Here is a 25,660-nt window from a genome sequence, read left to right as displayed (position 1 = left end):
TACTGATAGCGGGTACGGGTTGGTTCACTGATGCACGTTAGTCACGGAACGCGACGATCATCTCGTGAACGTGAATACTCAACCCGCCCTGATGCGCGACCGTTTCTACCCGCGGGCACGCCAAACCGTGCCCGCTGCCAGGCACTTCGCGGCGGAGACGTTTGACGCGTGGGGTGTGACATCCCGCATGGACGACATGTTGCTCTGCGTGAGCGAACTCGCGACGAACGCGGTGCGGCACGGGGTTCCGCCCGGTCGGGGATACCGGCTGCGGCTGCTCGTCTTCGAGGACGGGACCGTCCGGGTCGAGGCGCACGACAGCGGGCCCGGGCTGTCGCGGATGGTGGAGCGGCCGCCCGGGTGGGGGCTCACGCTCGTCGCGGCCCTCGCCGACGCCTGGGGTGTGGTGCCCCGGGCGCCGGGCAAGGTCGTGTGGTGCGAGTTCCGCTGACCCGCGAGGGGATCAGGCGGGCTGTTCCGGCGCCTTCGCCGTGATCACCGCGAACACCGCGCCCTGCGGATCCGCCAGGACGGCCATGCGGCCCGCCGCCATGTCGAAGGCGGGCATCACGACGGTGGCGCCGGCTTCGGCGGCCGCGGACTGGATGGCGTCCACGTCGTCCGCGTGGAAGTACGGCAGCCAGTTCGGCGGCGTCCCGGGCGGCAGGTTGTCGAGGCTCATCATCCCGGCCACGGAGCGGCCCGCGACCTTGAACTCCGTGTAGGCCGGGCCGCCTTCCATCTCGCTCGGGGCCGTGGTGACCGGCAGGACGGCGGAGTAGAACGCGGCGGCGGCATCCGTGTCGCCGGTGCTCAGCTCGCTCCAGATCAGCGCGCCGTGCTCGTTGACGATGCCGGCCCCGTCGAAGGTGCCGGGCTCCCACAGGCCGAAGACGGCGCCGGTCGGGTCGGCGGCCACGGCCATCCTGCCGAGGTCCATGACGTCCATCGGTCCCATGACGACCTGGCCGCGGGCGTCGGTCAGGGACTTGACGGTCGAGTCGAGGCTGTCCGTGGACAGGTACGTCGTCCACACGGTCGGCGGCATCGGGTCGGGGATGCTGCCGTCCGGGTTCATCGCCTTCATGATCCCGGCGACGGGCTTGCCCTTGAGGGTGCAGACGGAGTAGCCGCCCTGCTCGGGCGGGCCGACCTCGCCCTGCCAGCCGAAGAGGCCGCAGTAGAAGTCGAGGGCCGCCTGCTGGTCGGGGACCATCAGGTCGATCCAGCACGGGGTGCCGGGCTTGTAGGGGCCGTTCATGTCGGGCACGGGGGCCTCCGGTGGGGGCGGGGGACGGACGGGCCGTCCCCTACCCGGGCGGCACGCAGCGAACCGGGCCGTCCGGGTGACGTTAGGTCCGCGTCACGTCGGCCGTTAGAACCCTCGGGCAGCGTTCCGTCCGGGCGCCGGGCCGGGCCCGCGACATCGGAGAACGGGAGATGGGGAGATGGCTGTGGAAGCAACGGTGAAGCAGTACGGGGGACGGGGCACGTTCCGGGGGCGGATCGCGCGGCGCGTGGCGACAGTGGGGGCCGCGGCGGTCCTGGCCGGTGTGGTGGCCGGACCCGCACACGCGGTGTCGCAGCCGGTGGTGACGGCCGGGGAGCGGCAGCCCGTCCCGGGGATCCTGGCGGCACGCAGCACCCACGTGACGCTGGTGAACCTGACCGACCGGCACTGGACGTTCGGGGAGGCGTCGCTGCGCTCGGGGATGTGGAGCTCCAGCCTGCCCCGATGGATAGACCCGTACGCCGCGGGCCGCTGGCAGTCGGAGTCGAACGGGGCCATGACCGGCACCGAGGGCCGGGCGGTCTACGCGACGGAGCACGGTCCCGTGGAGGTGCACTGGAGCAATCCGTTCGTCGGCAGCAACACCTACAGCTGCCGGGTGCCGTCCGGCTATTCGTGCGAGCGGACCGGGGGCTCCGGCAACAATGCCTCGGTGACCTTCGAGGTGCGGTTGGTCTGACGCCGGTGCCCGCGGGCCGGCGCGGGCGTCTCACCGCCCGGTGAGGGCCGCCGCCCGCCTCCGGAAGCGGCGGGCCTCCTCGCCGCGGCCGAGGGCACGCAGCGCCTCGCCGCAGGTCTCCAGGAGCAGCGCCTGGCGCTCCTCCGACTGCTCGCCGCAGGCCAGCTCCAGGCCCCGCCGGCCATGGGCCAGCGCCTCGTCCGGGCGTCCGGTGGCGAGGCAGTGGGCGGCGAGGTGGTAGAGGGCCAGGGCCTCGGTGTGGGGGTGATCGAGGCCCTGGGCCATGCGCGCGGCCTGTTCGCGCCGGACCCCGGCGCCCGCCGTGTCGCCCGCGCGCTCCAGCGCGATGGCCCAGTTGACCAGGGCGATGACCTGGCCGGGCGGGTCCGCCGCCCGTAAGGCCAGGTCCGGTGCCCGGCTCAGGTGCTCCAGTGCCGCGGGGAGCTGTCCGTTCTCGGTGAGGACCCAGCCGAGCAGCGAGCGCAGGCGCGACTGCGCGTCCGGGTCGTCGAGGCCGGTGGCGGCGGTGAGGGCGTGCTGCAGGACCGGCTCCCAGCCGTCGTGTACTTGGCGCACGATCAGCGGCCACAGCTGGACGGCGATGCGCCAGGCCAGCTCGGGGTGCCCGGCGCCGGCCGCGGCCGCGACGGCCGCGGTGAGGTTGGCCCGCTCGGTGACCAGCCAGGCCATCGCCTCGGCGCGGTCGGCGAAGACGGGCGGCGGAACGGGCGCGAGCACACCGGCGGGCAGGGTGCAGCAGGGCTGGCTGCCGGGTTCGGCCGCTGCCACGGCGGCCCGGGCGGCGGACAGGTAGTGCACCAGCAGCCGGTGCAGTCCCCCGGCGTCGGCCCGGTCGGCGCACGAACGGGCGTACAGGCGGGTCAGGTCGTGCATCAGGTACCGGTCGCTGGTCCGCTCCTCGACGAGGTGGGCTGTGGCCAGGTCCTCCAGGGCTCCGCGGGCCGCCAGGGGCGGCAGGCCGCTGAGGGCGGCCGCGGCGCCGGCGTCCAGTTCGGAGCCCACGTGCAGGGCGAGCTGGCGGAAGAGCAGCGCGGCGTCCGCCGGCAGCTGCTGCACGCTCATCCGCAGCGTCGCCCCGACACCGAGGTCCTCGCCGCGCAGCAGGGAGAGCCGCTGGTGTTCGTCGACCAGACCGTCGGCCATGGCGCGCAGCGGGAGCAGGGGTCGTGCGGCGAGCCGGGCGGCGGCCAGCCGCAGGGCCAGCGGAAGGCCGTCGCACAGGACGGACAGCTCCTCCGCGGCGGCGGGCTCCGCCTCCACCCGCCCGTCGCCGATGACGGTGCGCAGGACCCGCACCCCGTCGGCGGGCGCCAGCCGCCGCAGCGGCAGCAGCCGCGCGCAATCGGTGGCCACCAGCCCTTCCAGCCGGTTGCGGCTGGTGACCAGCACGGTGCAGCCGGGGGTCCCGGGCAGCAGGGGGCGGACCTGGACCGAGTCGCGGGCGTTGTCGAGCAGGACGAGGGCGCGGCGGCCGGCGAGCGTCGCGCGGTACAGGTTCTCCGCGGCTCGCGCCTCCGCGGGCAGGTCCTCCTCCGGGATGCCGAGGGCCAGCAGGAAGTCGTGCAGGACACCGGTCGTCCGGGGGCCGGTGCCGTCCGGTTCCCCGGCGCGCAGGTCGGCGTAGAGGACGCCGTCGGGGAAGTCGGCGGCGTGCGCGTAAGCCCAGTGCACGGCGAGCGAGGTCTTGCCGACCCCGGCCGGGCCGGTGATCACGCTGAGCGGCGCCCGGTCCGTGCGGGCGGTCCCGGTGAGCCGCGCGAGGTCGTCCGTACGGCTGACGAAGCCGGCCGGAGCGCGGGGCAACAGGAACGGCGGCGCGGGGGCCGGGGACGCCGGGGCCTTCCGCGTCCGGGCCGCCGGGGTGCGCGCCGCGGCGGCCGCCCGCTGCGGGGACGGCGGGGACTGCGGGGTCTGCGGGGTCTGCGGGGTCTGCGGGGACGGCGGGGTCTGCGGGGACGGCGGGGTCTGCGGGGATTGCCGGTACTGCGAGCCCTGAGAGGCCCGCGGGGCCGGCGGTGGGGGCTGCGGCGGCCTGCCGCGCAGCAGGGCGAGGTACGCCTCCGACAGCGCGGCGCCCGGGTCGACGCCCAGTTCCCGGGCGAGCCGGCGCTGCGTACGCCGGTAGAGCGCGACGGCGTCGGCCTGGCGGTCCGCGTGGTGCAGCGCGCGGACGAGCGCCGCGATCAGCGATTCGCGCAGCGGGTGCAGCTCGGCGGCCGGCCACAGCAGGGCGAGGGCCTCCGCGCCCCGGCCACCTGCGTGCAGGGCGGAGGCGAACTGCTCCAGCGCCGCCAGGTGTTCCTCCACCAGCCGGTCGGCCGCCGCGGTGATCAGCGGGGTGTCGCCCACCCCGCCGAGCACCGGACCGCGCCACAGCCCGAGGGCCTCCCGCAGCAGCTCCGCCGGCTGTTCCCCCGGGGACGGCGCCGCGGACCGGCGCACCAGCTCGCGGAAGCGCCATAGGTCGGCCGACCCCGGTGCGGCGCGCAGGGCGTACCCGCTGTCCCGGGTGACGACGTCGGTGTCCCGCTCGGCGCGCAACAGGCCACGCAGGGCGGACACATGGCCGTACACGACGGTCCGGGCGTGCGTCGGCGGCCGGTCGTCCCACAGGGCCTCGGTGATCCGCTCGGCACCCACGGGAGCGCCGTCCGCCAGGACGAGCAGGGCCAGCAGGGCTCTGCGCTTGGGCGGCCCGAGCGGTATCTCGGCCCGCGCCGAGAAGGCCGACACCGGCCCGAGCAACCGGAAGTCCATCACGCGCCCCACCTGCCCCACGTCGTTCCTTGCCGCACCTTACGAGCCCATACGGGCCCACTCGCGGGCGAAGAGGGATAAAGGCGCGAAGTGATTCACCAAGCACATCAACTCAGCCGGAATCCGCGTTAGATCGCCGTTAGGCCGCGTCGGCAAGCTCATCGCTGCGAAAGCCGGAACGAGGAACAGGAGACGGGCATGTTGACCAACTCGCGATTCCACAGAGGAGCACGGCGAACCGCGGTGGCGGTCATGGCTGCTGCCATGGCGCTCGCCCCGGCCGTCACGGCCGTCGCGGCGACCGGGAACGACACCTCACAGCAGACCTCGGTGGTGGCGCAGTCGGCGCGCAGCACCAAGGTGACCGTCGTCAACGAGACCTCGACGACGATGTACCGCAACTACACGTCGCTCTCGCACGGGGTCTGGGACGACGCGACTCCGCCCGAGACGATCGAGGGCTACAAGTCCGCTACCTGGGGTTCGCACTCCTCGGGGATGATGACGGGGACGGAAGGCGACGCCTGGTACGCCCTCGGGACCGGTGGCGAGGCCGCCATCCACTGGGACAACCCGTACGTGGGCAGCAACCACTACAGCTGCTTCGTGCCCGTCGGCTACACCTGTGCGCGCACGGGCGGCGGCGGCGACAACGCGACCGTGACCTTCACCATCGGCCGCGACGGCGCGAGGACGGCGGCCGCACCCGCCGGTGCGCGGGACGGGTCGTTCTCCGCGATGGCGGCCCGCAGCACGCAGGTCAAGCTGCAGAACCGCACCCCCAACACGATGGACCGCACCTCGTCGAGCCTGTCGCACGGCACGTGGAGCGAGAACATGATCCCGCCGGACCGGGTGTACCCGTTCGGTGACGGCACCTGGCGGTCGGAGTCGAACGGCTTCATGACCGGGACGGAAGGGGCGGCGGTGTACAGCATGCTCAACGTCGGCAACGTCAGCATCGGCTGGAACAACCCCTTCTCGGGCAGCAACAGCTACTACTGCACCGTTCCGGAGGGCTTCAGCTGCAGGCAGTACGACGGCAGCGGCGACAACGCCGCCGTGACGTTCACCGTGACGAAGGGCTGACGATGAACCGACGCATCGCAGCGGTGGCGTGCGCCGCCGCGCTGACCGTGACCGCCGCCTCGGCCGCCTCGGCCGCCCCGGCCCCCGCCTCCGTCGGCGTGACCGCCGGGCCGACGCCGGGACAGACGTACGTGATCGCGCCCCAGAACGCGCCCGACCAGTGGATCGGCGACAACGACTACTTCGGTTCCGTCGTGTGCCAGGCCAGCCGGCTCTGGTACGGCTCGCGGCACGACAACGCCGTATGGCAGGTGACCGGGAACAACGACGGCACCATCTCGCTCGTGAACATGGACGCGGAGCAGAACCGGCAGAGCCTGGCCTCCTCGGGCTCCGCGATCCACGTCGGCGAGGGCCAGGGCGACCAGTTCCACTGGTACGTGACGGCCGGTCCCGGCGGGACGGTCGCACTGCAGAACAAGCGGACGCGCCAGTTCCTGACCCTCGCCGCCGCCGGGGTGGTGGGAGCCGCCCAGGCCTTCCACTGGTACATGGTCAACCAACGCCCCTGACACGACGGTGGCCCCGCCTCCCCGGAAGGGAGGCGGGGCCACCGTGTCGAGCCGCCCCGCGTCAGAGCTTCTCGGGGGTCCGGATGCCGAGGAGGGACATGCCCTTCGAGAGGGTGCGGGCCGTCAGGTCGCAGAGGAACAGGCGGTTCTCGACCTGTTCCGGGGTCTCCGCCTTGAGGACCGGGCACTCCGCGTAGAAGGTCGTGTAGAGCGAGGCCAGCTGGTAGAGGTACGCCGCCAGCTTGTGCGGCGCGTACTCCGACGCCGCCTCGGCGATCAGCTCGCCGAAGTGGTCCAGGTGCAGGCCCAGCGCGCGCTCGGCCGGGGCGAGGGCCAGCTCCGGGTGGGCGGCCGGCCTGGCGTCCCCGGCCTTGCGCAGGATGGACTGGATGCGGGCGTACGCGTACTGGAGGTAGACGGACGTGTCACCCGTCAGCGAGACCATCTGGTCCAGGTCGAACTTGTAGTCGCGCGCGGCGGAGGTCGACAGGTCCGCGTACTTCACCGCACCGATGCCGACCTGGACCGCCCGTTCGCCGATCTCGGCCTCGGACAGGTCCTGCGCCTTCTCCCGGACGACGGCCGCCGCGCGGTCGATGGCCTCGTCCAGCAGGTCCACCAGCCGGACCGTCTCGCCCTCGCGGGTCTTGAACGGCTTGCCGTCCTTGCCCAGGACCGTGCCGAACGCCAGCTGGACGGCCTTGACCCCGTCGGTCAGCCAGCCCGCCCGGCGGGCGGTCTCGAAGACCATCTTGAAGTGCAGGGACTGGCGGGCGTCGACCACGTAGATCAGGGTGGTGGCCGACAGCTCGGAGACGCGGTTGCGGATCGCCGAGAGGTCGGTCGCGGCGTAGCCGAAGCCGCCGTCCGACTTCTGCACGATCAGCGGGGTCGGGTTGCCGTCCGGGCCCTTGACGTCGTCGAAGAACACGCACAGCGCGCCGTTGGAGCGGACGGCGACGCCCGACTCCTCCAGCAGCTTGCACGTCTCGACCAGCATGTCGTTGTAGCCGGACTCGCCGACCACGTCGGGGTCCCGGATGTCCATGTCCAGCTTGTCGAAGACGGAGTAGAAGTAGATCTTCGACTCGTCCACGAACCGCTGCCACAGCGCCAGGGTCTGCGGGTCGCCGGCCTGGAGGTCCACGACCCGGGCCCGGGCGCGGGTCTTGAACTCCTCGTCGGAGTCGAAGAGCGCGCGCGAGGCCTTGTAGAGCCGGTTCAGGTTCGACATGGCCTCCTCGCCGGAGACCTCCCGCTCCGACTTGTGGTCCAGCTCGTGCGGGTGCTCCAGCAGGTACTGGATGAGCATCCCGAACTGGGTGCCCCAGTCGCCGATGTGGTGGCGGCGGACCACCTTCTCACCCGTGAACTCCAGGATCTCCACCATCGCCGCGCCGATCACGGCGGACCGCAGGTGGCCGACGTGCATCTCCTTCGCCACGTTCGGCTGCGCGTAGTCGATCACCGTGGTGCCGGCGTTCGCCGCGAGCGGTACGCCGAGCCGGTCGTCGAGGGACCGCGCCGCGAGCGTCTCGACGATCGCCCGGTCGGTGAGGGTGATGTTGAGGAAGCCGGGGCCCGAGACCTCGATCTCCTGGAACAGGTCACCGGTGTCGATGCCCTCGACGACGGTCGCCGCCAGCTCGCGCGGGTTGGCCCCGGCCTTCTTCGCCAGCGCCAGGATGCCGTTGGCCTGGAAGTCGGCCCGGTCGCTTCGTCGCAGCAGCGGGTCGGCGCCACCGGCCTGCGGCAGAGCCGAGGCGAGGGCGTCCGCGACGCGCTGGTTGACGGAAGAAGCGAGGGAAGGGACCGAGGCCATGAGCTGCCGTTCCTGTGAGGTCGTGCCGGTGGGTGCACTTGGTTGTTCCGACAAGGGCCGAGTATCCCACGTGAGGGCCACCCGTTTCGCGGGAGAAAACCGGCGGCGGGAAAGGGCGGTCGGCAGGGGCGGCGGGGACGGCGGGGAAAACAACCGCCGAGCGGCCGCCGGCGTCTGGGAGAATGGCCGCAGCCATCATTCGAGATAGAAGGACGTGTCGTGGCGCAGAGCAGCACCGAGACCGACTGGGTCTCCCGTTTCGCGGACGAGGTCATCGCCGAGGCGGAGCGCCGAGCACCCGGCGGCAAATCCCCGGTTGTCGTCGTCGCGTCCGGACTCTCCCCCTCCGGCCCGATCCACCTGGGCAACCTGCGCGAGGTCATGACCCCGCACCTGGTCGCCGACGAGATCCGCCGCCGCGGCCACCAGGTCCGCCACCTCATCTCGTGGGACGACTACGACCGCTACCGCAAGGTCCCCAAGGGCATCCCCGGCGTCACCGAGGAGTCGCACGCGCAGCACATCGGCCGTCCGCTGACCGCCGTGCCCGCGCCCGAGGGCTCGCCCCACCCGAACTGGGCCGAGCACTTCAAGGCCGCCATGGTCGAGGCGCTGGACGACCTGGGCGTCGAGTACGACCCGATCAGCCAGACCGAGCAGTACACCTCCGGCGTCTACCGCGAGCAGGTGCTGCACGCGATGAAGCACCGCGGTGACATCGACGCGGTCCTCGACCAGTACCGCACCAAGCAGAAGCCGGGCGGCAAGAAGCCCCAGCAGAAGCAGGTGGACGAGGCCGAGCTGGAGGCCGCCGAGGGCTCCGGCGCGGCCGCCGAGGACGACGGCAGCACCGGCGAGGGCGGGTACTACCCGTACAAGCCGTACTGCGGCGCGTGCGGCAAGGACTTCACCAAGGTCACCTCGTACGACGACGAGACCACCGAGATGACCTACGTCTGCACCGAGGACGAGTTCACCGAGACGGTCAGGCTCAGCGAGTTCAACCGCGGCAAGCTGGTCTGGAAGGTCGACTGGCCGATGCGCTGGGCCTACGAGGGCGTCGTCTTCGAGCCCTCCGGCGTCGACCACTCCTCGCCCGGCTCGTCGTTCCAGGTCGGCGGCCAGATCGTGCACATCTTCGGCGGCGAGCAGCCGATCGGCCCGATGTACGCGTTCGTGGGCATCAGCGGCATGGCGAAGATGTCCTCCAGCAAGGGCGGGGTGCCGACCCCGGGCGACGCCCTGAAGATCATGGAGCCGCAGCTGCTGCGCTGGCTGTACGCGCGCCGCCGCCCGAACCAGTCCTTCAAGATCGCCTTCGACCAGGAGATCCAGCGGCTCTACGACGAGTGGGACAAGCTGGAGTCCAAGGTGGCGGACGGCTCCGTGCTGCCCGCCGACGCGGCCGCGCACAGCCGCGCCGTCCGGGTCGCCTCGCACGAGCTGCCCCGCACCCCGCGCCCGATGCCCTACCGGACGCTCGCCTCGGTCGTCGACGTCACCGCCGGCCACGACGAGCAGACCCTGCGCATCCTGAGCGACCTGGACCCGCAGAAGCCGCTCACCTCGCTCGACGAGGTACGCCCGCGCCTGGACCGCGCCGAGAACTGGATCACCACGCAGGTCCCCGCCGACCAGCGGACCCTCGTACGCGAGGAGCCCGACACCGAGCTGCTGTCGTCCCTGGACGACGAGGGGCGCGAGTCGCTGCGGCTGCTGGTGGAGGGGCTGGACTCGCACTGGTCCCTGGACGGGCTGACCACGCTGGTCTACGGCGTGCCGAAGGTGATGGCCGGGCTCGAGCCGGACGCCAAGCCGACGCCGGAGCTCAAGGTCGCGCAGCGGACGTTCTTCGCGCTGCTGTACCGGCTCCTGGTGACCCGGGAGACCGGGCCGCGGCTGCCCACGCTGCTGCTGGCGGTGGGCGCGGACCGGGTGCGCAAGCTGCTCGCGCCCTGATCTGGCCCGTATGCGCAAGGGCCCGCACCCCCGGAAACCGCCGGGGGGTGCGGGCCCTTCCGCATGCCTGGCCTTCGCCGGTCAGGCGATGTGCTCGTTCTCCAGGTCCTTCTGGTAGCGCTGCTTGAACGCCGGGATCATGCGGCGCAGCAGGGAGCCGCTGCGCGGGTGGGTGACGCCGTAGCCGTCCGACAGGTGTATGTCGAGCGCCTCCGCCGTCGGGAAGTCGTTCTGCTCGTCCACCAGGGCGCGGAACACCTTGTACGCGACGTCCGCGAACTCGGTCTCGTCCGGCCCGTCGGCTTCGTCCACGCCGGCCGGGGCGCCGGGAGCGACCGCGGTGCCCACGGCGCCCGGGGCGTCCTCGTGGCGCGGGGGCGGCAACTGCTCCTGGGCGTGCGGCTGCCCCGGCTGCCCCGGCTGCGGTTCCTCCGGGCCGGCCGGGCGCATGACCGGCGTCGGCTCCAGACCCTCGACGTACTGGGGGTTGTAACCGCCTTCGTACGCCGCCTGCGGAGCCAGCGGCGCCGCGAACCAGGCGCTGTTGTGGGCCGCGGGCATGGCGGTCGGATCCACCGCGAACGGCGGCGGGGCGGCGGCCGCGACGGGGACCTGGTGTTCGGCCGGTGAGGGGGCGGGGGACCGGCCCTCGGCGTACGCCTGGTCCTGGGCGGCGGGCAGCGACGGGGCGTGGGCCTGCGCGGGGGCCTGAGATGCCGCCTCCTGTCCGGGCCCGGCGGACGCGGTCGCCGCCTCCAGGGCGGGCGCGGGAGCCGCAGCGGCCGCCGGAGCGGGCGCCGCCGGGGGCAGCAGCGCCGGGTCGATGCCCGCCGCCGCCAGCCCCTCCGGGGCCGTCTGCGCCAGCGGGACACCGATCCGGGCCAGCTTCAGGGGCATCAGCGCCTCCACCGGGGCCTTGCGCCGCCAGGCACGCCCGTACCGCGCCTGGAGGCGGGCCTGGTAGATCAGCCGGTCCTGCTCCATGCCGACCGCCTGCTCGTAGGAGCGCAGCTCCCACAGCTTCATCCGGCGCCACAGCTTGAAGGTGGGCACCGGGGAGAGCAGCCAGCGGGTCAGGCGCACGCCCTCCATGTGCCGGTCCGCGGTGATGTCCGCGATCCGGCCCACCGCGTGCCGGGCGGCCTCGACGGTCACCACGAACAGGATCGGGATCACGGCGTGCATGCCGACGCCCAGCGGGTCCGGCCAGGCCGCGGCGCCGTTGAAGGCGATCGTCGCCGCGGTGAGCAGCCACGCCGTCTGGCGCAGCAGCGGGAAGGGGATCCGGATCCAGGTCAGCAGCAGGTCCAGCGCGAGCAGGACGCAGATGCCCGCGTCGATGCCGATCGGGAAGACCAGGGAGAAGCTGCCGAAGCCTTTCTGCAGGGCGAGGGCGCGCACCGCGGAGTACGAGCCCGCGAAGCCGATGCCCGCGATGACGACGGCTCCGGCGACCACGACGCCGATGAGTATCCGGTGCGTACGAGTCAGCTGCATCGCCGCCACCCGCGATCCCCTCCCCTTGGTCGAGCACACTTACCGAGCCTTTACCACGCTGCGGCAGGCACAGCGTACGGGTGACCCGGTGTCACCGCTCCAGTCGGGCCCGCCCTACTGCGCGGCCGGCGGGGACTGGGGCTGCTCGGGCTGCTTGTTCGCCGCGTCGACCGAGGCCACGGCCTCCTTCGCCGCCGCGATGGCGTCCTGGAGCAGCTTCGCCTGGTCCGGCGCACCGGCGCCCTCGTAGGCGGCGCCGTTGTAGTCGAGCGTGACGACCACGTTCTGCGTGCGGGCCACGATCGTGGTGTTGAAGAAGTCGACGTCCTTCTTCACGCTGTACACGACCGAGGTGCCCTGGTCGCCGATCCCGCCGGCCTCCTCGGTCTTCAGGTTCTGCGCGCCCTCGGACGCCTTCGACGCCTCGACCTGCTTGGTGTACTGCTCCTCCGCGCGCTTGTTGGCACTGCCGAGGGATGCCTGCGAGTCGTAGCGGAAGAAGGAGATCGAGAGCCAGCGGTACTGCGAGCCCTTCAGGCCGTCCTCGTCCAGGCCGTTCCAGGAGCAGCTGGCGCGGCTGGCCAGGTCGTTGGACTTGGTCGCCGTGCCGTTCTTCTCCTTCGCCTCCGGCACGAGCGTGTCGACCGTCGCGGTCGGGACGGCCTTGCACGGGTCCGGGAGCGTGGCGTACGCCGCCTTCTCCAGGGTCGGGGAGGGCTTCGCGCTCGGCTGGCCGGACGCGGAGGATTCGGACTTCTTGCCGCCGTCGGAGCCGGAGCCCTTGCCCGAATCGGACGAGCACCCGGCGACGGTGAGGATCACCGGGACGGCTGCGCAGGCGAGAACGCGGGTGAGGCGCGAGGCTGATCGGTGCATGGTTCCTTCAGTGCGTTGGTGGTGCTTCTTCGGACACGGGCCGGGCGGGGGGCCCGGGCAACGGTAGCCCGATCGGGTGGCGGCGTGCTGTGCGCGCCGTCACCCCGGGCGGTGCCGCGGCCCCCTCACTCGCCCAGGCGCTCGACCAGGGACTGCGCCAACTGCCGTGTCCTGTCCTGGGTTTCGACGCTGGAGGGGACGGTCCCGGGCAGCGCGGGCTGCACGCTGTACTCCAGCGTGACGATGACGTTCGAGGTGCGGAACACGATGCGCACGGTGCGCGACTGCGCCGCGGCGGCTCCCGCGGGGCTCAGCTTGTCCTCGATGAACGCCTCGCTCCCGAGGCCCTCCAGCACGCGCGAGCCGAGCTCGACCGGGACCGACGGGCTGGCGGAGGGCGAGGGCGGGGTGGTCCCGCCGGGCTGCGGCGCGGCCGGGACGGTGGGCGTGGGCGTGGGGGCGGCGGCGGACGAGGGGGTGGGGCTCGCCGTCGGGCCCGGGAAGGGCAGCTTGGCGTCGGTCAGCTGGCGCACGTACACCTGGTGCGCCTTGTCCTCGTCGCCGGCGGTCGCCCGGTCGTAGGAGACCACGCGCTCGAAGCCGACCGACAGCAGCCGGGTCTCCTCCGGGGTCTGCGCGGTCCAGCGGCAGCCGACGCGCCGGTCGCCGTCGTAGGAGGCGTCGGCGGTGCCGGCGTAGAGCTGGTCGCGCTGCTCCGGGGTGAGCGATGGCGCGGCCGGCAGCATGGTCTTGAGGCGCTTGCTGTCGACACCGGCCTTGCAGGGGGCGGGCAGGATGCGGTACCTCCCCGGCTGGGCGGGCGCCGCCTGGCTGCCGCCGGCCTTCGAGTCGCTGGTGCCGCCGGTGCCGCCCCCGCCGGTGCACCCGGTCAGACCGGCCGCGCCGGCCCCGAGCGCGGTGAGCATCGCGATGCCCGGCAGGGCTCGCCGTACCGCCTTGCGCTGCACGTCGTATGGCTCCCTTCGACCGGCCGGCCACCCGGCGGTCAGGAAAATGCGTTGCCGCGGCTCGGGCGCGGATGGACACAATGTCTATCGCACACGCTGGTGCTGGCGCCGGTCCCCTGTCGTATTTGGGATCAAGAGCGAGGCTTTTTGCGTATTCCGAGTTTTCTGCGGTTTTCGGGGGATTGAATCCATATGTCGTATGTAGAAGTGCCCGGGGCGAAGGTCCCGATCAGGATGTGGACCGATCCCGCGTCGGTCGAGGACCACGCCATGCAGCAGCTGCGCAACGTGGCCACCCTCCCGTGGATCAAGGGCCTGGCCGTCATGCCGGACGTCCACTACGGCAAGGGCGCCACGGTCGGCTCGGTGATCGCGATGAAGGACGCGGTCTGCCCGGCGGCGGTGGGGGTGGACATCGGCTGCGGGATGTCGGCGGTGAAGACCTCCCTGACGGCGAACGACCTGCCGGGGGACCTGTCGAAGCTGCGGTCGCGGATCGAGCAGGCGATTCCCGTGGGTACGGGGCTGCACAAGGAGGTGGTGGATCCGTCCCGCCTGTACGGCTTCTCGGTGGACGGGTTCGACGACCTCTGGAAGCGCTTCGACCACCTCACCGACGCGGTCAAGCACCGCCGGGAACGCGCCGCGAAGCAGATCGGGACGCTCGGCGGGGGCAACCACTTCATCGAGTTCTGCCTCGACGAGTCGGGCTCGGTCTGGCTGATGCTGCACTCCGGCTCCCGGAACATCGGCAACGAGCTCGCCGACTTCCACATCAACGTGGCGCGCGCCCTGTCGCACAACCAGGGCCTGGTCGACCGCGACCTGGCGGTCTTCCTCGCGGCGACTCCCGAGATGGAGGCGTACCGCAGCGACCTCTTCTGGGCCCAGGAGTACGCGAAGTACAACCGCGCGGCCATGATGAGCCTGTTCAAGGAGGTCGTCCGCAAGGAGTTCCGCAAGGCGAAGGTCTCCTTCGAGCGGGAGATCAGCTGCCACCACAACTACGTGGCGGAGGAGCGGTACGACGGCATGGACCTGCTGGTCACCCGCAAGGGCGCGATCCGCGCGGGCAGCGGTGACTACGGGATCATCCCGGGCTCCATGGGGACCGGCTCGTACATCGTGAAGGGGCTCGGCAACGAGAAGTCCTTCAACTCGGCCTCGCACGGGGCGGGCCGCAAGATGAGCCGGACGGCGGCGAAGAAGAAGTTCTCCGCGCGGGACCTGGCCGAGCAGACCAAGGGCGTCGAGTGCCGCAAGGACTCGGGGGTCGTGGACGAGATCCCGGGCGCGTACAAGTCGATCGAGCAGGTCATCGACCAGCAGACGGACCTGGTCGCGGTCGTGGCCAAGATCAAGCAGGTCATCTGCGTGAAGGGCTGACGCGGGCCGACGCACGTGTGCCGTGCCCGGGAGGTGCCGGGCGCGGCACACGTCGTTCAGCGGGATCCCGGGCGGGTCAGGGGCGCTGGGCCTTGGCGAACGGGCCGGTGGCGACCGGGGTGAAGCCGATGGCGGTCCAGGAGGCACCGACGCAGTTCACGGTCGTGCCGTTGGAGGCGCACACGAGCTCGTAGACGATCCCGTCCCTGGTCTGCACCTTGAACCTCGTCTCGTTCCCCAGCGAGGTCACCGAGGCGGAGCAGACCGTGCTCCGGTCGGTGGGGTAGCCGGGGTTCGCGGTGGTGGTGAGGTTCTGGCGGTTGAACGGCGCGGTGGCGAGCGGGGCGCCGACGCGGTGGCCGCCGAAGGCGGTCCCGTCCACCAGGAGGATGCTGATCTCCTCGTTGGCGTTCGGGCGGACCGAGTCGATGTCGTTCCCGCACCGGGCGTCGCGGCCGTCGCGGCCGTCCCGACCGTCGCGGCCGTCCCGGCCGCACTCGTCGCCGGTGCCGCGGACCTTGGCGTCGGGACCCTCGTCGACGTAGTCGTCCTCGCACTCATCGCCGACCCGTGCGTCTGCCGACGCCGCTGCGGCCGGCTGCGGGTTCGCGGCGGCTGCCTGCGCGGGGGTGGCGAAGCCGAGCACCGCGATTGCCATCGATGCCACCGCGCCGGCGGCGAGCACCTTGCTCTGCCGGGGAAGCGGACCCATACGGAACGGCGTCCTTTGCTCAGGACTCATGTGTGTTGCTCCTCGTGGAACCGGTTGGTTGGTGAGGCGCGAAGGGCCTCGACACGGATCCTCGGGCGGGCCGGCGCGGAAGGGCGCGAGGCGCGAGGTGTGATCATCACATAGGGGCACAAATGGAGCTGATCGGATGCATGGGTGAGCGGCCCGTCCGCGCCGGGAGGGGCTGCGGCGCCCGCGGGCCGCGGGGCTACAGCTCGCGGTGGACCTTCGTGTTCGAGGCCTGGGCGCGGGGGCGGACCACCAGGAGGTCGATGTTGACGTGGCTGGGGCGGGTCACGGCCCAGGTGATGGTGTCGGCCACGTCGTCCGCGGACAGCGGCTCGGCGACGCCCGCGTACACCTGGGCCGCCTTCTCGGTGTCGCCGCGGAAGCGCGTGGTCGCGAACTCCTCGGTCTTGACCATGCCGGGGGCGACCTCGATGACGCGCACGGGCCGGCCCACGATCTCCAGGCGGAGGGTCTCGGCGAGGACGCGGGCGCCGTTCTTGGCGGCGACGTAGCCGGCGCCGCCCTCGTACGTGGAGTGGCCGGCGGTGGAGGACAGCACGACCACGGTGCCGTCGCCGGAGGCGGTGAGCGCGGGGAGCAGGGCCTGGGTCATGTGGAGCGTGCCGATGACGTTGACCTCGTACATCGTGCGCCAGTCGGCGGGGTCCGCGGTGGCGACGGGCTCGGCGCCGAGGGCGCCGCCCGCGTTGTTGACGAGCACGGCGAGGGTCGGGAGGTCCGCGAGGGAGGCGGCGAAGGCGTCCACGGCGGGCCGGTCGGTGACGTCGAGGGCGTGGGCGGTGGCCTCGTGGCCGGCCGAGGTGAGCTCGGCGGCGAGGGCCTCGATGCGGTCCTTGCGGCGGGCGGTGAGGACGACGTGGTAGCCGGCCGCGGCGAGCTGCCGGGCGGTGGCGGCACCGATGCCGCTGCTCGCTCCGGTGACGACGGCGGTTCGGGTGGCCGTGCTCATGTGCGGGGCTCCTCGTTCGTTCGTACGGTCGATCACCAGCCAGCATAGGTGGGGTCAGCGGCCCCGCGGGGCGTACATGATCACGGCCATGCCGGTGAGGCAGACGAGCGCGCCGACGACGTCCCAGCGGTCGGGGCGGTAGCCGTCGGCGACGACGCCCCACAGCAGGGAGCCGGCGACGAAGACCCCGCCGTAGGCGGCCAGGACGCGCGCGAAGTCGCCCTGGGGCTGGAGGGTCGCGACGAATCCGTAGAGGCCGAGGGCGATCACCCCGACGCCGATCCAGGCCCAGCCCTTGTGCTCGCGGACGCCCTGCCAGACGAGCCAGGCCCCGCCGATCTCCAGGAGCGCGGCGAGGGCGAAGAGGGCTGCGGAGCGGGCGATGAGCATGGCCTGAAGCCTACGGCGGCGGCCGGCCGGGGCGGGCGAATGGCGGCTCGGCCCGCCCTCCTTCGTGTGATGGTCCGACCGGCGGGGCGGGGTGGTGGCTAGCGTCCGCGCGTGGAGGTGGTGGCGGTGCCGAACCGTGTTGCCGTACGGAGTGTGGTGCTGGCGGGGTTGCTGGCGTTCGGTGGGGCGGTGCCCGCGGGCGCGGCTCCTGCGGTTGCGGGGGCGCCGGCCCTGGCGTTCGCGGGGGCTCCGCTGCCCGCGGGGGCCGAGGCCGACGTGGCGTACCACGGGCGGGTGTCCCTGGCCCGCGGTCACCTGCGTATCTGGTTGGTCCCGCAGAACGAAGGGCCGCAGACGGTGCCCAACGCGGCGCTGCGGCTGCGGCTGTCGGCCGACCTCGCGGACCGCCAGAAGCTGTCGGAGGGCTGTGCGCGGGTCGGGCCGCGCGAGGTGCTGTGCGAGACCGGGCCGCTGCCCTCCCGCGGGCGCGGGCGCCACATCGGCCTGGTCCTGGAGCTGCGCGAGCGCCCGCCGGAGGTGGTGGTGCGGGTCGACACCTGGTGGAACGGCGGCGTGACGGACCGCAACCGCACGAACGACGAGTGCGCGGTGCTCGCGCTGGACACCGGGGACGCCTACGCCTTCTGAGCGGGGCCGGCCGGGGCGCCGGAGGCGGTGGGGGTGGCCGTGGGCAGGAGGTGGGCCGCCACGGCCGCCGCGAGGCCGGCGTTGGTGGGCCGGGGCGCGCTCCAGGCGACGTATCCGTCGGGGCGCACCAGGACGCAGGCGGTGCGCGGGGTGGGGCGGCGGGTGGTGGGGGTGGTGGGGGTGGCCGCGGGGTCGGGGGCGCGCCGGTCCGTGCGCCAGTGGACGTGGGTGAGGGGGGCTCCGGGCGGGGTGGGCCGGCCGGGCGGGGTGATCAGGACGAAGCCGCCGGTGCGCAGGACCTCGTAGAGCCGCTGCCCGTGGGGGCCGGGTTCCAGGGCGAGGTCCGGGGCGCGGCGGCCGGCGGGGCGGCGACCGCCGGGCGGCGGCGGGTAGGCGATCCCGATGCCCGAGACCAGGCCGAGGGCGCGGTCCCGGGCGGGGCCGATACGGGGCAGGAGGGCCGCGCCGAGGCCGCGGGCGGTGCGGCGGACGGGTCCGGTGGCCATGACCGCGCGGACCAGGGCGCCGCTGATGCGCAGGACGAGGCGGCCGACGGGGTGCCGCTCGCGGTGGTAGCTGTCGAGGAGCGCCTCGGGGTCGGGCGTCTGGCCGTGCAGGACGGCGGCGAGCTTCCAGGAGAGGTTGGCGGCGTCCTGGAGGCCGGTGTTCATGCCGAGGCCGCCGGCGGGGGAGTGGACGTGCGCGGCGTCGCCGGCGAGGAAGACGCGGCCGGAGCGGTAGTGCGGGACCTGGCGTTCGTCGCTGTGGAAGCGGGACATCCACCGGGGGTCGTGCATGCCGTGGTCGGTGCCCAGCGCGGTGCGCAGGATGGTGCGCAGCTCGTCGAGGCCGACGGGGTCGCCGTCGCGGGCGCGGCCGTCGCGGTGCCAGCCGATGGCCCGGTACCAGCCGTCGCCGAAGGGGACGAGGAAGCCGAACGCACCGGCGTCGCCGTCGACGGCGAGGAGGTCCTCCGGCGGGTCGGTCAGCCGGACGTCGGCGAGGATCATGGAGCGGACGACGGCCCGGCCGGGGAAGGGCAGGCCGAGGGCGGTGCGGACGGTGGAGCGCACACCGTCGGCGCCGACGGCGTGCCGGGCGTGGAGCGTGCTGCGGGCGCCGTCGGTGGTGCGGCGCAGGTCCAGGGTGACGGTGTCGTGGTCCTGGCGCAGTCCGATGAGCTCACTGTCATATCGGATGTCCGTGCCTGTGGACAGAGCGCGGCGCTCGAGGAGTTTCTCTGTCTCATATTGAGGGGTGATGAGTACGAACGGGTAGCGGCTGCGCAGCCGTTGAAGGGAGAGGGCCATGCCTCCGAAGGGGCGCAGGCGGTCGATCCGCCGGCCGGTGGAGACGAGCGCGTCGGCGAGGCCGCGCGCGTCGAGCAGTTCGAGCGTGCGGGCATGCACGGCGAAGGCGCGGGTCAGGTTGGCGGCGGTGCGGGGCCGGCGCTCGACGAGGGTGACGGAGAGTCCGGCGGCGGCCAGGTCACCGGCGAGGAGCAGCCCGGTGGGCCCGGCGCCGATGACGACGACATCGATGGCGTCCTCGGCGGTGTCATCGGCGGCGCCGGCCGCGGTGCCGCCCGTCGCGCCGCGTGCGGTGCCGCCTCCGCTGCCGTCTGGTCTGCCGTCCGCGGCGGGGCCTCCGCGGAAGTCCGCGGTGCCCTCGGCCTCGTCCTCGGCCTTGCCCTCGGTGTTCTGGGCGTCATCCGCGCCCGGTGCGGCGGTCATGCCTCGGCAGTCTGCCAGCCGGGGGCCGCCGGGGCACGGGTGTCGCGCCGCCTGTCGTCAGACGGTTCCCGAGCCGGCGGTGCCGAACTCCAGGAGCGCCTCGTCCACGATCCGCTCCAGGCGGGCGTGGTGGGCGCCGCGCCAGTAGACGCGCTCGCAGTCGGTGCACTGGGCGAAGACGTCGTAGGAGCGGTGCGTGCCGTGTTCCAGGCGGTCGCCGACGCTCTCCTTGTCGGCTTCGCGCAGCGGGCCGTTGCAGGCGGTGCAGCGGGTCCACGGCGCGAGGATCGGAGCGAACCGGCTGAGGACGTCGCGCAGTTGCTCGTCCGGGTTGTCGCTGTAGACGTACGCCCCGGCGAAGATCTCGCGGCGGCGCAGCAGTCCGCGGTCGCGGGAGAGCAGCACGCGCCGCTCGGCGGCGGAGCGGGTGGCGAGGGCGGGGTCGCCGATGTCCTCGTTCTCGTAGGCGGCGTCGACACCGAGCAGGCGCAGGCGGCGGGCGAGCGTGCCGAGGTGGACATCGAGCAGGAAGCGGAGCGGTGCGCCGGACACCCGCTGCGGGCGCTCGACGCCGAACACCTCGACCGACTGGCCCTCTTGGGGCACGTAGGAGACGGGCACCTCCCGGCCGTCGACGAGGAGGCGGCCGACTTCGGTGAGCGGGACGCCGGCCGATTCGACGACGTGGCCGAGGCTGGAGGCGCCGTCGGTGGTGGTCGGCACCCGCTCGGCGCGCCGGCTGGGCGCGGCGAACAGGCGCAGTTCGGGGGCGAGGGTGAGCTGAATGCCGGGTCCGTTCACCCTGTCAGCATGCCACCGCACCGGCGGTGGCCGCGCCGAATTACGGGTGGTCGGATGGGTCAGGGGTCAGGGGTCAGGGGTGGGGGGGTGGGGGGCCTGAGGTGGTAGCACCAGTCGTTGCCGGGGTGGGGGACTCCGGCCGGGTATTCGAAGGCGACCTCGCCCAGGCAGGCGAAGCCCGCCCGGCGGCAGACCGCGTTGGAGGCCGCGTGGTCGGTGCCGGGGAAGGCGTGGACGGTGTCGCGGGTGCCGTGGGTCCGGGCGTAGGCCAGGAGCTCCGTCACCGCGGCCACGGCCAGGCCCCGGCCCTGGAACTCGGGCAGCACGCCCCAGCCGCACTCGTAGACCGCCTCGCCCCGCCATTCCCGCTCCCAGAAGCCGACGCTGCCGACGCTCTCCCCGGTGGCCGCCAGCGCCACGCGGAACATCCGCCCGGCGGAGGGCTCCCGCACGCTCATGGCCTCGTACCGCTCCTGCCGGTCGAGCAGTTTCTGCGCCGGTTCCGGCCCGCCCAGGTACCGGGTCATGGCGGGTTCGTTCTTGCGCTCCAGCAGCCAGAAGTCCCCCGGGCCCCAGGGGTTCAGCAGTACGGATTCCATACGGCCAGGCTGCCAGATCCCGACGGCCGGCGGGCTTGCCGGCGGCCGACGCGTGGACGCGCGGACGCCTGCGCGCCGGGTCAGGGCCAGACGAGGCAGTACGGCTGGTGGCCGGCCTCGTGGAGGCGGTGGGAGAAGTCCTGCCACTCGTGCAGCAGCTGGTAGACGTCGAACGCGTCGCGTGGGCCGCCGCGGTCGGGGACGGTGGACCAGATGAACGCGGCCGCGCCCACCGATTCCTCGCCGATCCCGCGCAGCGGGTCCACCACGGTCATGGGGAGCTTGACCACCGCGTAGTCGGGGTGCAGGACGACCAGCTCCAGCGGGGGCACCTTGTGCAGGGGTATGCCCTCGATGCCGGTCAGGACCATCGCGGCCACCGTCTCCGGCTTGATCTTGGTGAACAGGCCGCCCATGCCGAGCTCGTCGCCGCCGAGTTCCTCGGGGCGCATCGTCACGGGGACGCGGGCCGCCGTGGCGCCGTCGGGCGCCCCGAAGTACTTGTACGTCACACCCATACCGCGACCCCTGGGAAGGTCGTCCGGCGCTTCCGCCGGACCCGGGACGGCGTCGGCCGCCTCGGTGGCGCGGCGGCGGTGCCTGCCGCGGCGGCGGGCTTCGCGGGCCTCGCGGGCGCGCTGCGGGTCGAGGCCGTCCGTACCCTCGCCCGGTCCACCACCGCGTTGCATATCTCCACCCGACTGGTCTTGCCTGCCCCGGCCCCGCGGCCCCCGCCACGCAGCCTGATCATCATGGCAGTGACCTCCCCCGCGGCGGCGCGGTGAAACGCCCGCCCGCAAGACTGTCGCGGCCTCTGAGACCATGGCTGGTGTGAGCTACCCGTACCCGTATGAAGCCCCAGTTTCGCAGACGCTCTTCGAGCGCGCCTCCCTCGTGACCCCCGGCGGCGTGAACTCTCCGGTGCGCGCCTTCCGCGCCGTGGGCGGTACGCCCCGGTTCATGGTGTCCGGCACCGGTCCGTACCTCACCGATGCCGACGGCCGTGAGTACGTCGACCTCGTGTGCTCGTGGGGACCGATGATTCTCGGCCACGCCCACCCCGAAGTGATCGAGGCGGTCCAGGCGGCCGTCGCCCGCGGCACCTCCTTCGGCACGCCCGGCGAGGGCGAGGTCGCGCTCGGCGAGGAGATCGTCGCCCGCGTCGCCCCCGTCGAGCAGGTGAGGCTCGTCTCCTCCGGTACGGAGGCCACGATGTCGGCGATCCGGCTGGCGCGCGGGTTCACCGGCCGGGCCAAGGTCGTGAAGTTCGCCGGCTGCTACCACGGCCACGTGGACGCCCTGCTGGCCGCCGCCGGATCCGGGCTCGCGACCTTCGCCCTCCCGGACACCCCCGGGGTCACGGGCGCGCAGGCCGGCGACACGATCGTGCTGCCCTACAACGACCTCGGGGCGGTCCGGGCGGCCTTCGCCGCCCACCCCGGCGAGATCGCCTGTGTGATCACCGAGGCCGCGCCCGGCAACATGGGCGTGGTGACCCCGGCCGAGGGCTTCAACCAGGGGCTCGCGGACCTGTGCCGCGAGAACGGCGCCCTGTACATCTCCGACGAGGTCATGACCGGTTTCAGGACCTCCCGCGCCGGCTGGTACGGCGTGGACGGGGTCGCGCCCGACCTGATGACCTTCGGCAAGGTGATGGGCGGCGGCTTCCCGGCCGCGGCCTTCGGCGGCCGCGCCGACGTGATGGGCCACCTGGCACCGGCCGGCCCGGTCTACCAGGCGGGCACGCTCTCCGGGAACCCCGTCGCCACCGCCGCCGGTCTCGCGCAGCTGCGCCTGCTGGACGACGCCGCGTACGAGAAGGTGAACGCCGTCTCGAAGGAGATCCAGGGGCTGGTGACCGCGGCGCTGGCCAAGGAGGGCGTGGCGCACCGGCTGCAGACCGCCTCCAACATGTTCTCCGTCTTCTTCACCGAGGACGAGGTGCGCAACTACGACGACGCCAGGAAGCAGGAGTCCTTCCGCTTCAACGGCTTCTTCCACTCGATGCTGGCGCAGGGCGTCTACCTGCCGCCGTCCGCCTTCGAGTCCTGGTTCGTGTCCACCGCCCACGACGAGCGGGCGGTCGAGCGGATCGCGGCGGCCCTGCCGGCCGCGGCCCGGGCCGCCGCGGAGGCCACCGCATGAGCAGCAGCGAGATCACCGTCGTCCACCTGGTGCGCCACGGTGAGGTGCACAACCCGGACGGGGTCCTGTACGGGCGCCGGGACGGCTACCACCTGTCCGAGCTGGGCCGCCGGATGGCGGACCGGGTCGTCGAGCACCTCCAGGGGCGGGACATCGCCTACGTGGTGTCCTCCCCGCTGGAGCGGGCGCAGGAGACGGCGGCGCCGATCGCCAAGAGCCACGGCCTGGACCTGGCGACGGACCGGCGGCTGCTCGAGGCGGAGAACGTCTTCGAGGGCAAGACCTTCGGCGTCGGCGACGGTGCGCTGCGCAGGCCCGGCAACTGGAAGCACCTGACGAACCCGTTCCGGCCTTCCTGGGGAGAGCCGTACGTGGAGCAGGTGGTCCGGATGACGAGCGCGCTGGAGGCGGCCCGCGACGCGGCCCGCGGCCACGAGGCGGTGGCGGTCAGCCACCAGCTGCCGATCTGGATCGTGCGCAGCTTCGCGGAGAAGCGCCGGCTGTGGCACGACCCGCGCCGCCGCCAGTGCACGCTGGCCTCGATGACGTCCTTCACCTACCAGGGCGACGAGCTGGTGTCGGTGGGCTACAGCGAGCCGGCCCGGGATCTGGTGCCCGCCCACCTGCTGGCCGGGGCCAAGCCGGTGAAGGGGAAGTCCAAGGCGTTCGGCGCCTGAGGGCACCGGGGCCCCCGCCCGGGCCCTCTGGTTCCTCGCCCCTGACGTTGTGACGATCCGTTACAGCTTTGCCCCTTGAGGAACAAGACGCGCGGGAATCACCGTGTCAGCGCACACACTCAGGCTAATTGTCCGTTTATATGACGGAACAGGGTGCTTGGGGACTGACGACGGGACGGTGACATGCGCGACTTCAGTCGAAGAGGAGTGCTCGGGCTCGGCCTGGGCGCCGCGGCCGCGGGCATCGCGGGTTGCGGCGGAGGGTCCGGCCCGGGCGCACCGGGCCCGCTGCCCCGCGAGGGCTCCGGTCCGCCCCCGGCCGGGCCGATCGGTGACGGCTCCACCGCCGACACCGGCCCGCAGCCGAACCAGCCGGACAAGCCGGTCCCCCTCGAGCCGGGCGAGACGCCGCCGCAGTTCGTCGTGTTCAGCTGGGACGGCGCGGGCGAGATCGGCAACGGCCTCTTCCCGCGCTTCCTCAAGCTCGCCAAGGACCACGGCGCGGCGATGACCTTCTTCCTCTCGGGCATCTACCTGCTGCCCGAGTCGCGCAAGGGGCTCTACCAGCCGCCGAACAATCCGGTCGGTGCCTCGGACATCGGATACCTCAAGGACGAGAACGTCCGCGCCACCCTGAAGTACGTCCGCGAGGCGTGGCTCGACGGGCACGAGATAGGCACCCACTTCAACGGCCACTTCTGCGGCGGATCGGGCTCCGTCGGCCGGTGGACGCCGCAGGACTGGCGGAGCGAGATCGACCAGGCCGTGTCCTTCGTCACCAACTGGCGCACCAACACCGGCTTCGCCGACCTCGACCCGCTGCCCTTCGACTACCGCAAGGAACTCGCGGGCGCCCGCACCCCGTGCCTGCTCGGCCAGGAGAACCTGCTGCCGACCGCCCGCGATCTGGGCTGGCGCTACGACTCCAGCTCGCCCGGCGGCCTGCAGGTCTGGCCGGTGAAGAAGGCGGGGTGTGGGACCTGCCGCTGCAGTCCCTGCCCTTCCCCGGGCACTCCTTCGAGGTGCTGTCGATGGACTACAACATCCTCGCCAACCAGTCGAAGAGCACCACCCGGGGCGTCCCCGCCCACTATCCGGGCTGGCGTGCCCAGGCCACCGCCACCTACCTCGGGGGCTTCAGGCGGGCCTACGAGACCAACCGCGCGCCGCTGTTCATCGGCAACCACTTCGAGGAGTGGAACGGCGGCATCTACATGGACGCCGTGGAGGAGGCTCTCAAGGGCATGGCGGACAAAAGGGATGTACGGCTCGTATCGTTCCGCCAGTTCGCCGACTGGCTGGACGTCCAGGACCCCGTGGTGCTCGACAAGCTCCGCGCCCTCGGCCCCGGCCACTCGCCCGGGGTGGGTTGGGCTGCGTACCTGACCACGGCGTGACCTGCGCCTTCCCGGGCCCCCCGGGGGGTGCGATAGATCCGCAAACCGCCCATGCGAAACTTTTCACATGAGCCTTAGCCGCGCCCCCCGTCGCCGCTCGACCAGCGGCCGCCGCGCCCTCCTGCTGACCGCGGCCACCGTCGCGGGCCTCATGACCCTGACGGCCTGCGGCGACGGGGACGGCGGCAAGCCCTCCGGCAGCGCCGGCGGGAACTACGTGGTGGGCACGGGCGGGATCTCCACCGTCGCCCGGGGCGAGCGGACCGAGGCGCCCAAGCTCGACGGCCCGACCGTCGACGGCAAGACCCTGGACACCACCGCGCTCAAGGGCAAGGTCGTCGTCCTCAACGTGTGGGGCTCCTGGTGCCCGCCGTGCCGCAACGAGGCCAAGTACTTCGCGCAGGTCTCCAAGGAGATGGCCGACGCGGGCAAGGACGTCGCCTTCGTCGGGATCAACACCCGCGACAGCAGCACGCAGAACGCCCTCAATTTCGAGCACGACTACGGGATCGGCTACCCGAGCCTCTACGACCCCGACGGGAAGCTGATGCTGCGCTTCCCCAAGGGCACGCTCAACCCGCAGGCCATCCCCTCCACGATCGTCCTCGACAAGGAGGGCCGGATCGCCGCCCGCACCCTGGTCGCGATCAACGACACCCAGCTGCGTTCCATGATCGACCCGCTCCTCGCGGAGCAGTGACCCC

At 72.8% G+C, this 25,660-nt stretch carries 23 protein-coding genes and 1 pseudogene; 11 read left to right on the top strand and 13 right to left on the bottom strand.

Features of this window, described 5'->3' with window-relative positions:
* Positions 1 to 91 precede the first annotated feature (91 nt).
* The gene (locus AC07FY_RS17610; RefSeq protein WP_479007117.1) at positions 92 to 451 is read left to right on the top strand and encodes an ATP-binding protein; all 360 of its coding nucleotides are present in this window, start codon (positions 92 to 94) and stop codon (positions 449 to 451) included.
* A 12-nt stretch (positions 452 to 463) separates the two neighbouring features.
* Here the strand turns inward: AC07FY_RS17610 and AC07FY_RS17605 are convergent, their stop codons facing one another.
* Entirely contained in the window at positions 464 to 1,261 is a 798-nt protein-coding gene (locus tag AC07FY_RS17605) for a VOC family protein (protein WP_479007114.1), read from the bottom strand.
* A gap of 187 nt (positions 1,262 to 1,448) precedes the next feature.
* Here AC07FY_RS17605 and AC07FY_RS17600 point away from each other — a divergent pair, with 187 nt between their 5' ends.
* On the top strand, positions 1,449 to 1,970 hold the full coding sequence (locus AC07FY_RS17600; protein ID WP_479006993.1) for a hypothetical protein: 522 nt from the start codon (positions 1,449 to 1,451) through the stop codon (positions 1,968 to 1,970).
* Positions 1,971 to 2,000: 30 nt separating this feature from the next.
* Here the strand turns inward: AC07FY_RS17600 and AC07FY_RS17595 are convergent, their stop codons facing one another.
* The gene (locus AC07FY_RS17595; RefSeq protein ID WP_479006990.1) at positions 2,001 to 4,769 is read right to left on the bottom strand and encodes an AfsR/SARP family transcriptional regulator; all 2,769 of its coding nucleotides are present in this window, start codon (positions 4,767 to 4,769) and stop codon (positions 2,001 to 2,003) included.
* Between the two features lie 231 nt (positions 4,770 to 5,000).
* On the opposite strand from AC07FY_RS17595, the gene AC07FY_RS17590 reads away from it, so the two are divergent.
* Positions 5,001 to 5,837: a Crystal protein ET79 gene (locus AC07FY_RS17590; protein ID WP_479006988.1), complete on the top strand. Its 837-nt coding sequence runs from the start codon at positions 5,001 to 5,003 to the stop codon at positions 5,835 to 5,837.
* Between the two features lie 2 nt (positions 5,838 to 5,839).
* A complete protein-coding gene (locus AC07FY_RS17585; RefSeq protein WP_479006985.1) occupies positions 5,840 to 6,349 on the top strand; it encodes a hypothetical protein in 510 nt (169 codons plus the stop codon).
* Positions 6,350 to 6,410: 61 nt separating this feature from the next.
* Here the strand turns inward: AC07FY_RS17585 and argS are convergent, their stop codons facing one another.
* Entirely contained in the window at positions 6,411 to 8,171 is a 1,761-nt protein-coding gene (argS, locus tag AC07FY_RS17580) for an arginine--tRNA ligase (RefSeq protein ID WP_479006982.1), read from the bottom strand.
* Between the two features lie 219 nt (positions 8,172 to 8,390).
* On the opposite strand from argS, the gene lysS reads away from it, so the two are divergent.
* Positions 8,391 to 10,130, top strand: a complete 1,740-nt coding sequence (gene lysS, locus AC07FY_RS17575) for a lysine--tRNA ligase (RefSeq protein WP_479006980.1) — start codon at positions 8,391 to 8,393, stop codon at positions 10,128 to 10,130.
* An 81-nt stretch (positions 10,131 to 10,211) separates the two neighbouring features.
* Here lysS and AC07FY_RS17570 read toward each other — a convergent pair whose 3' ends face one another.
* The 3 genes from AC07FY_RS17570 to AC07FY_RS17560 all read right to left on the bottom strand — a co-directional run bounded on the left by AC07FY_RS17570 (position 10,212) and on the right by AC07FY_RS17560 (position 13,471).
* Positions 10,212 to 11,627 carry a DUF2637 domain-containing protein gene (locus tag AC07FY_RS17570; protein ID WP_479006978.1) on the bottom strand — a complete coding sequence of 472 codons (1,416 nt, stop codon included), beginning with the start codon at positions 11,625 to 11,627 and terminating at the stop codon, positions 10,212 to 10,214.
* Positions 11,628 to 11,741: 114 nt separating this feature from the next.
* Positions 11,742 to 12,503, bottom strand: coding sequence for a DUF3558 family protein (locus tag AC07FY_RS17565; RefSeq protein ID WP_479006975.1), 762 nt, complete (start codon positions 12,501 to 12,503; stop codon positions 11,742 to 11,744).
* Positions 12,504 to 12,628: 125 nt separating this feature from the next.
* Complete coding sequence (locus AC07FY_RS17560) at positions 12,629 to 13,471, bottom strand: DUF3558 domain-containing protein (RefSeq protein WP_479006972.1); 843 nt, start codon at positions 13,469 to 13,471, stop codon at positions 12,629 to 12,631.
* A gap of 192 nt (positions 13,472 to 13,663) precedes the next feature.
* Between AC07FY_RS17560 and AC07FY_RS17555 the strand changes: the two genes are divergently transcribed.
* Positions 13,664 to 14,857, top strand: a complete 1,194-nt coding sequence (locus tag AC07FY_RS17555; protein ID WP_479006970.1) for an RtcB family protein — start codon at positions 13,664 to 13,666, stop codon at positions 14,855 to 14,857.
* A 76-nt stretch (positions 14,858 to 14,933) separates the two neighbouring features.
* Here AC07FY_RS17555 and AC07FY_RS17550 read toward each other — a convergent pair whose 3' ends face one another.
* From AC07FY_RS17550 to AC07FY_RS17540, 3 genes are all read right to left on the bottom strand, one after another.
* On the bottom strand, positions 14,934 to 15,599 hold the full coding sequence (locus tag AC07FY_RS17550) for a hypothetical protein (protein ID WP_479006967.1): 666 nt from the start codon (positions 15,597 to 15,599) through the stop codon (positions 14,934 to 14,936).
* A 196-nt stretch (positions 15,600 to 15,795) separates the two neighbouring features.
* Positions 15,796 to 16,566 carry an SDR family NAD(P)-dependent oxidoreductase gene (locus tag AC07FY_RS17545; RefSeq protein ID WP_479006964.1) on the bottom strand — a complete coding sequence of 257 codons (771 nt, stop codon included), beginning with the start codon at positions 16,564 to 16,566 and terminating at the stop codon, positions 15,796 to 15,798.
* 54 nt (positions 16,567 to 16,620) lie between these two features.
* The gene (locus tag AC07FY_RS17540; RefSeq protein ID WP_479006961.1) at positions 16,621 to 16,956 is read right to left on the bottom strand and encodes a YnfA family protein; all 336 of its coding nucleotides are present in this window, start codon (positions 16,954 to 16,956) and stop codon (positions 16,621 to 16,623) included.
* Positions 16,957 to 17,082: 126 nt separating this feature from the next.
* Here AC07FY_RS17540 and AC07FY_RS17535 point away from each other — a divergent pair, with 126 nt between their 5' ends.
* Positions 17,083 to 17,604 carry a hypothetical protein gene (locus AC07FY_RS17535; protein ID WP_479006958.1) on the top strand — a complete coding sequence of 174 codons (522 nt, stop codon included), beginning with the start codon at positions 17,083 to 17,085 and terminating at the stop codon, positions 17,602 to 17,604.
* Here AC07FY_RS17535 and AC07FY_RS17530 read toward each other — a convergent pair.
* The 4 genes from AC07FY_RS17530 to AC07FY_RS17515 form a co-directional block, all read right to left on the bottom strand.
* Positions 17,592 to 19,337 carry an FAD-dependent oxidoreductase gene (locus AC07FY_RS17530; protein WP_479006955.1) on the bottom strand — a complete coding sequence of 582 codons (1,746 nt, stop codon included), beginning with the start codon at positions 19,335 to 19,337 and terminating at the stop codon, positions 17,592 to 17,594. The genes AC07FY_RS17535 and AC07FY_RS17530 overlap by 13 nt on opposite strands.
* A 57-nt stretch (positions 19,338 to 19,394) precedes the next feature.
* Positions 19,395 to 20,138 (bottom strand): Mut7-C RNAse domain-containing protein, encoded by a 744-nt coding sequence (locus tag AC07FY_RS17525; protein WP_479006953.1) that lies wholly within the window; start codon positions 20,136 to 20,138, stop codon positions 19,395 to 19,397.
* A gap of 59 nt (positions 20,139 to 20,197) precedes the next feature.
* Positions 20,198 to 20,737, bottom strand: a complete 540-nt coding sequence (locus AC07FY_RS17520; RefSeq protein WP_479006950.1) for a GNAT family N-acetyltransferase — start codon at positions 20,735 to 20,737, stop codon at positions 20,198 to 20,200.
* Positions 20,738 to 20,817: 80 nt separating this feature from the next.
* On the bottom strand, positions 20,818 to 21,426 hold the full coding sequence (locus AC07FY_RS17515) for a hypothetical protein (protein ID WP_479006948.1): 609 nt from the start codon (positions 21,424 to 21,426) through the stop codon (positions 20,818 to 20,820).
* A 133-nt stretch (positions 21,427 to 21,559) separates the two neighbouring features.
* Between AC07FY_RS17515 and hemL the strand changes: the two genes are divergently transcribed.
* From hemL to AC07FY_RS17495, 4 genes and pseudogenes are all read left to right on the top strand, one after another.
* Entirely contained in the window at positions 21,560 to 22,882 is a 1,323-nt protein-coding gene (hemL, locus tag AC07FY_RS17510; protein ID WP_479006945.1) for a glutamate-1-semialdehyde 2,1-aminomutase, read from the top strand.
* The gene (locus AC07FY_RS17505; protein ID WP_479006943.1) at positions 22,879 to 23,559 is read left to right on the top strand and encodes a histidine phosphatase family protein; all 681 of its coding nucleotides are present in this window, start codon (positions 22,879 to 22,881) and stop codon (positions 23,557 to 23,559) included. The genes hemL and AC07FY_RS17505 overlap by 4 nt, the downstream gene beginning before the upstream one ends.
* A gap of 183 nt (positions 23,560 to 23,742) precedes the next feature.
* Positions 23,743 to 24,956: pseudogene (locus AC07FY_RS17500) on the top strand (polysaccharide deacetylase family protein).
* Positions 24,957 to 25,023: 67 nt separating this feature from the next.
* The gene (locus AC07FY_RS17495; RefSeq protein WP_479006940.1) at positions 25,024 to 25,656 is read left to right on the top strand and encodes a TlpA family protein disulfide reductase; all 633 of its coding nucleotides are present in this window, start codon (positions 25,024 to 25,026) and stop codon (positions 25,654 to 25,656) included.
* Positions 25,657 to 25,660 lie beyond the last annotated feature (4 nt).

Source organism: Streptomyces sp. NPDC045967 (genome assembly GCF_056430495.1).
Note: the sequence above shows the minus strand (reverse complement) of the source record. Positions and strands in the feature narration are given on the sequence as shown.

What these genes read in the sequence shown, in the direction of transcription:
- AC07FY_RS17505 (WP_479006943.1), top strand. Translation starts at nt 22,879, where the DNA reads ATGAGCAGCAGCGAGATCACCGTCGTCCACCTGGTGCGCCACGGTGAG.
- AC07FY_RS17495 (WP_479006940.1), top strand. Translation starts at nt 25,024, where the DNA reads ATGAGCCTTAGCCGCGCCCCCCGTCGCCGCTCGACCAGCGGCCGCCGC.
- hemL (WP_479006945.1), top strand. Translation starts at nt 21,560, where the DNA reads ATGGCTGGTGTGAGCTACCCGTACCCGTATGAAGCCCCAGTTTCGCAG.
- AC07FY_RS17590 (WP_479006988.1), top strand. Translation starts at nt 5,001, where the DNA reads ATGGCTGCTGCCATGGCGCTCGCCCCGGCCGTCACGGCCGTCGCGGCG.
- AC07FY_RS17585 (WP_479006985.1), top strand. Translation starts at nt 5,840, where the DNA reads ATGAACCGACGCATCGCAGCGGTGGCGTGCGCCGCCGCGCTGACCGTG.
- AC07FY_RS17520 (WP_479006950.1), bottom strand. Translation starts at nt 20,737, where the DNA reads ATGGAATCCGTACTGCTGAACCCCTGGGGCCCGGGGGACTTCTGGCTG.
- argS (WP_479006982.1), bottom strand. Translation starts at nt 8,171, where the DNA reads ATGGCCTCGGTCCCTTCCCTCGCTTCTTCCGTCAACCAGCGCGTCGCG.
- AC07FY_RS17545 (WP_479006964.1), bottom strand. Translation starts at nt 16,566, where the DNA reads ATGAGCACGGCCACCCGAACCGCCGTCGTCACCGGAGCGAGCAGCGGC.
- AC07FY_RS17610 (WP_479007117.1), top strand. Translation starts at nt 92, where the DNA reads ATGCGCGACCGTTTCTACCCGCGGGCACGCCAAACCGTGCCCGCTGCC.
- AC07FY_RS17605 (WP_479007114.1), bottom strand. Translation starts at nt 1,261, where the DNA reads ATGAACGGCCCCTACAAGCCCGGCACCCCGTGCTGGATCGACCTGATG.
- AC07FY_RS17540 (WP_479006961.1), bottom strand. Translation starts at nt 16,956, where the DNA reads ATGCTCATCGCCCGCTCCGCAGCCCTCTTCGCCCTCGCCGCGCTCCTG.
- AC07FY_RS17515 (WP_479006948.1), bottom strand. Translation starts at nt 21,426, where the DNA reads ATGCAACGCGGTGGTGGACCGGGCGAGGGTACGGACGGCCTCGACCCG.
- AC07FY_RS17530 (WP_479006955.1), bottom strand. Translation starts at nt 19,337, where the DNA reads ATGACCGCCGCACCGGGCGCGGATGACGCCCAGAACACCGAGGGCAAG.
- AC07FY_RS17550 (WP_479006967.1), bottom strand. Translation starts at nt 15,599, where the DNA reads ATGAGTCCTGAGCAAAGGACGCCGTTCCGTATGGGTCCGCTTCCCCGG.
- AC07FY_RS17600 (WP_479006993.1), top strand. Translation starts at nt 1,449, where the DNA reads ATGGCTGTGGAAGCAACGGTGAAGCAGTACGGGGGACGGGGCACGTTC.
- AC07FY_RS17555 (WP_479006970.1), top strand. Translation starts at nt 13,664, where the DNA reads ATGTCGTATGTAGAAGTGCCCGGGGCGAAGGTCCCGATCAGGATGTGG.
- AC07FY_RS17565 (WP_479006975.1), bottom strand. Translation starts at nt 12,503, where the DNA reads ATGCACCGATCAGCCTCGCGCCTCACCCGCGTTCTCGCCTGCGCAGCC.
- AC07FY_RS17570 (WP_479006978.1), bottom strand. Translation starts at nt 11,627, where the DNA reads ATGCAGCTGACTCGTACGCACCGGATACTCATCGGCGTCGTGGTCGCC.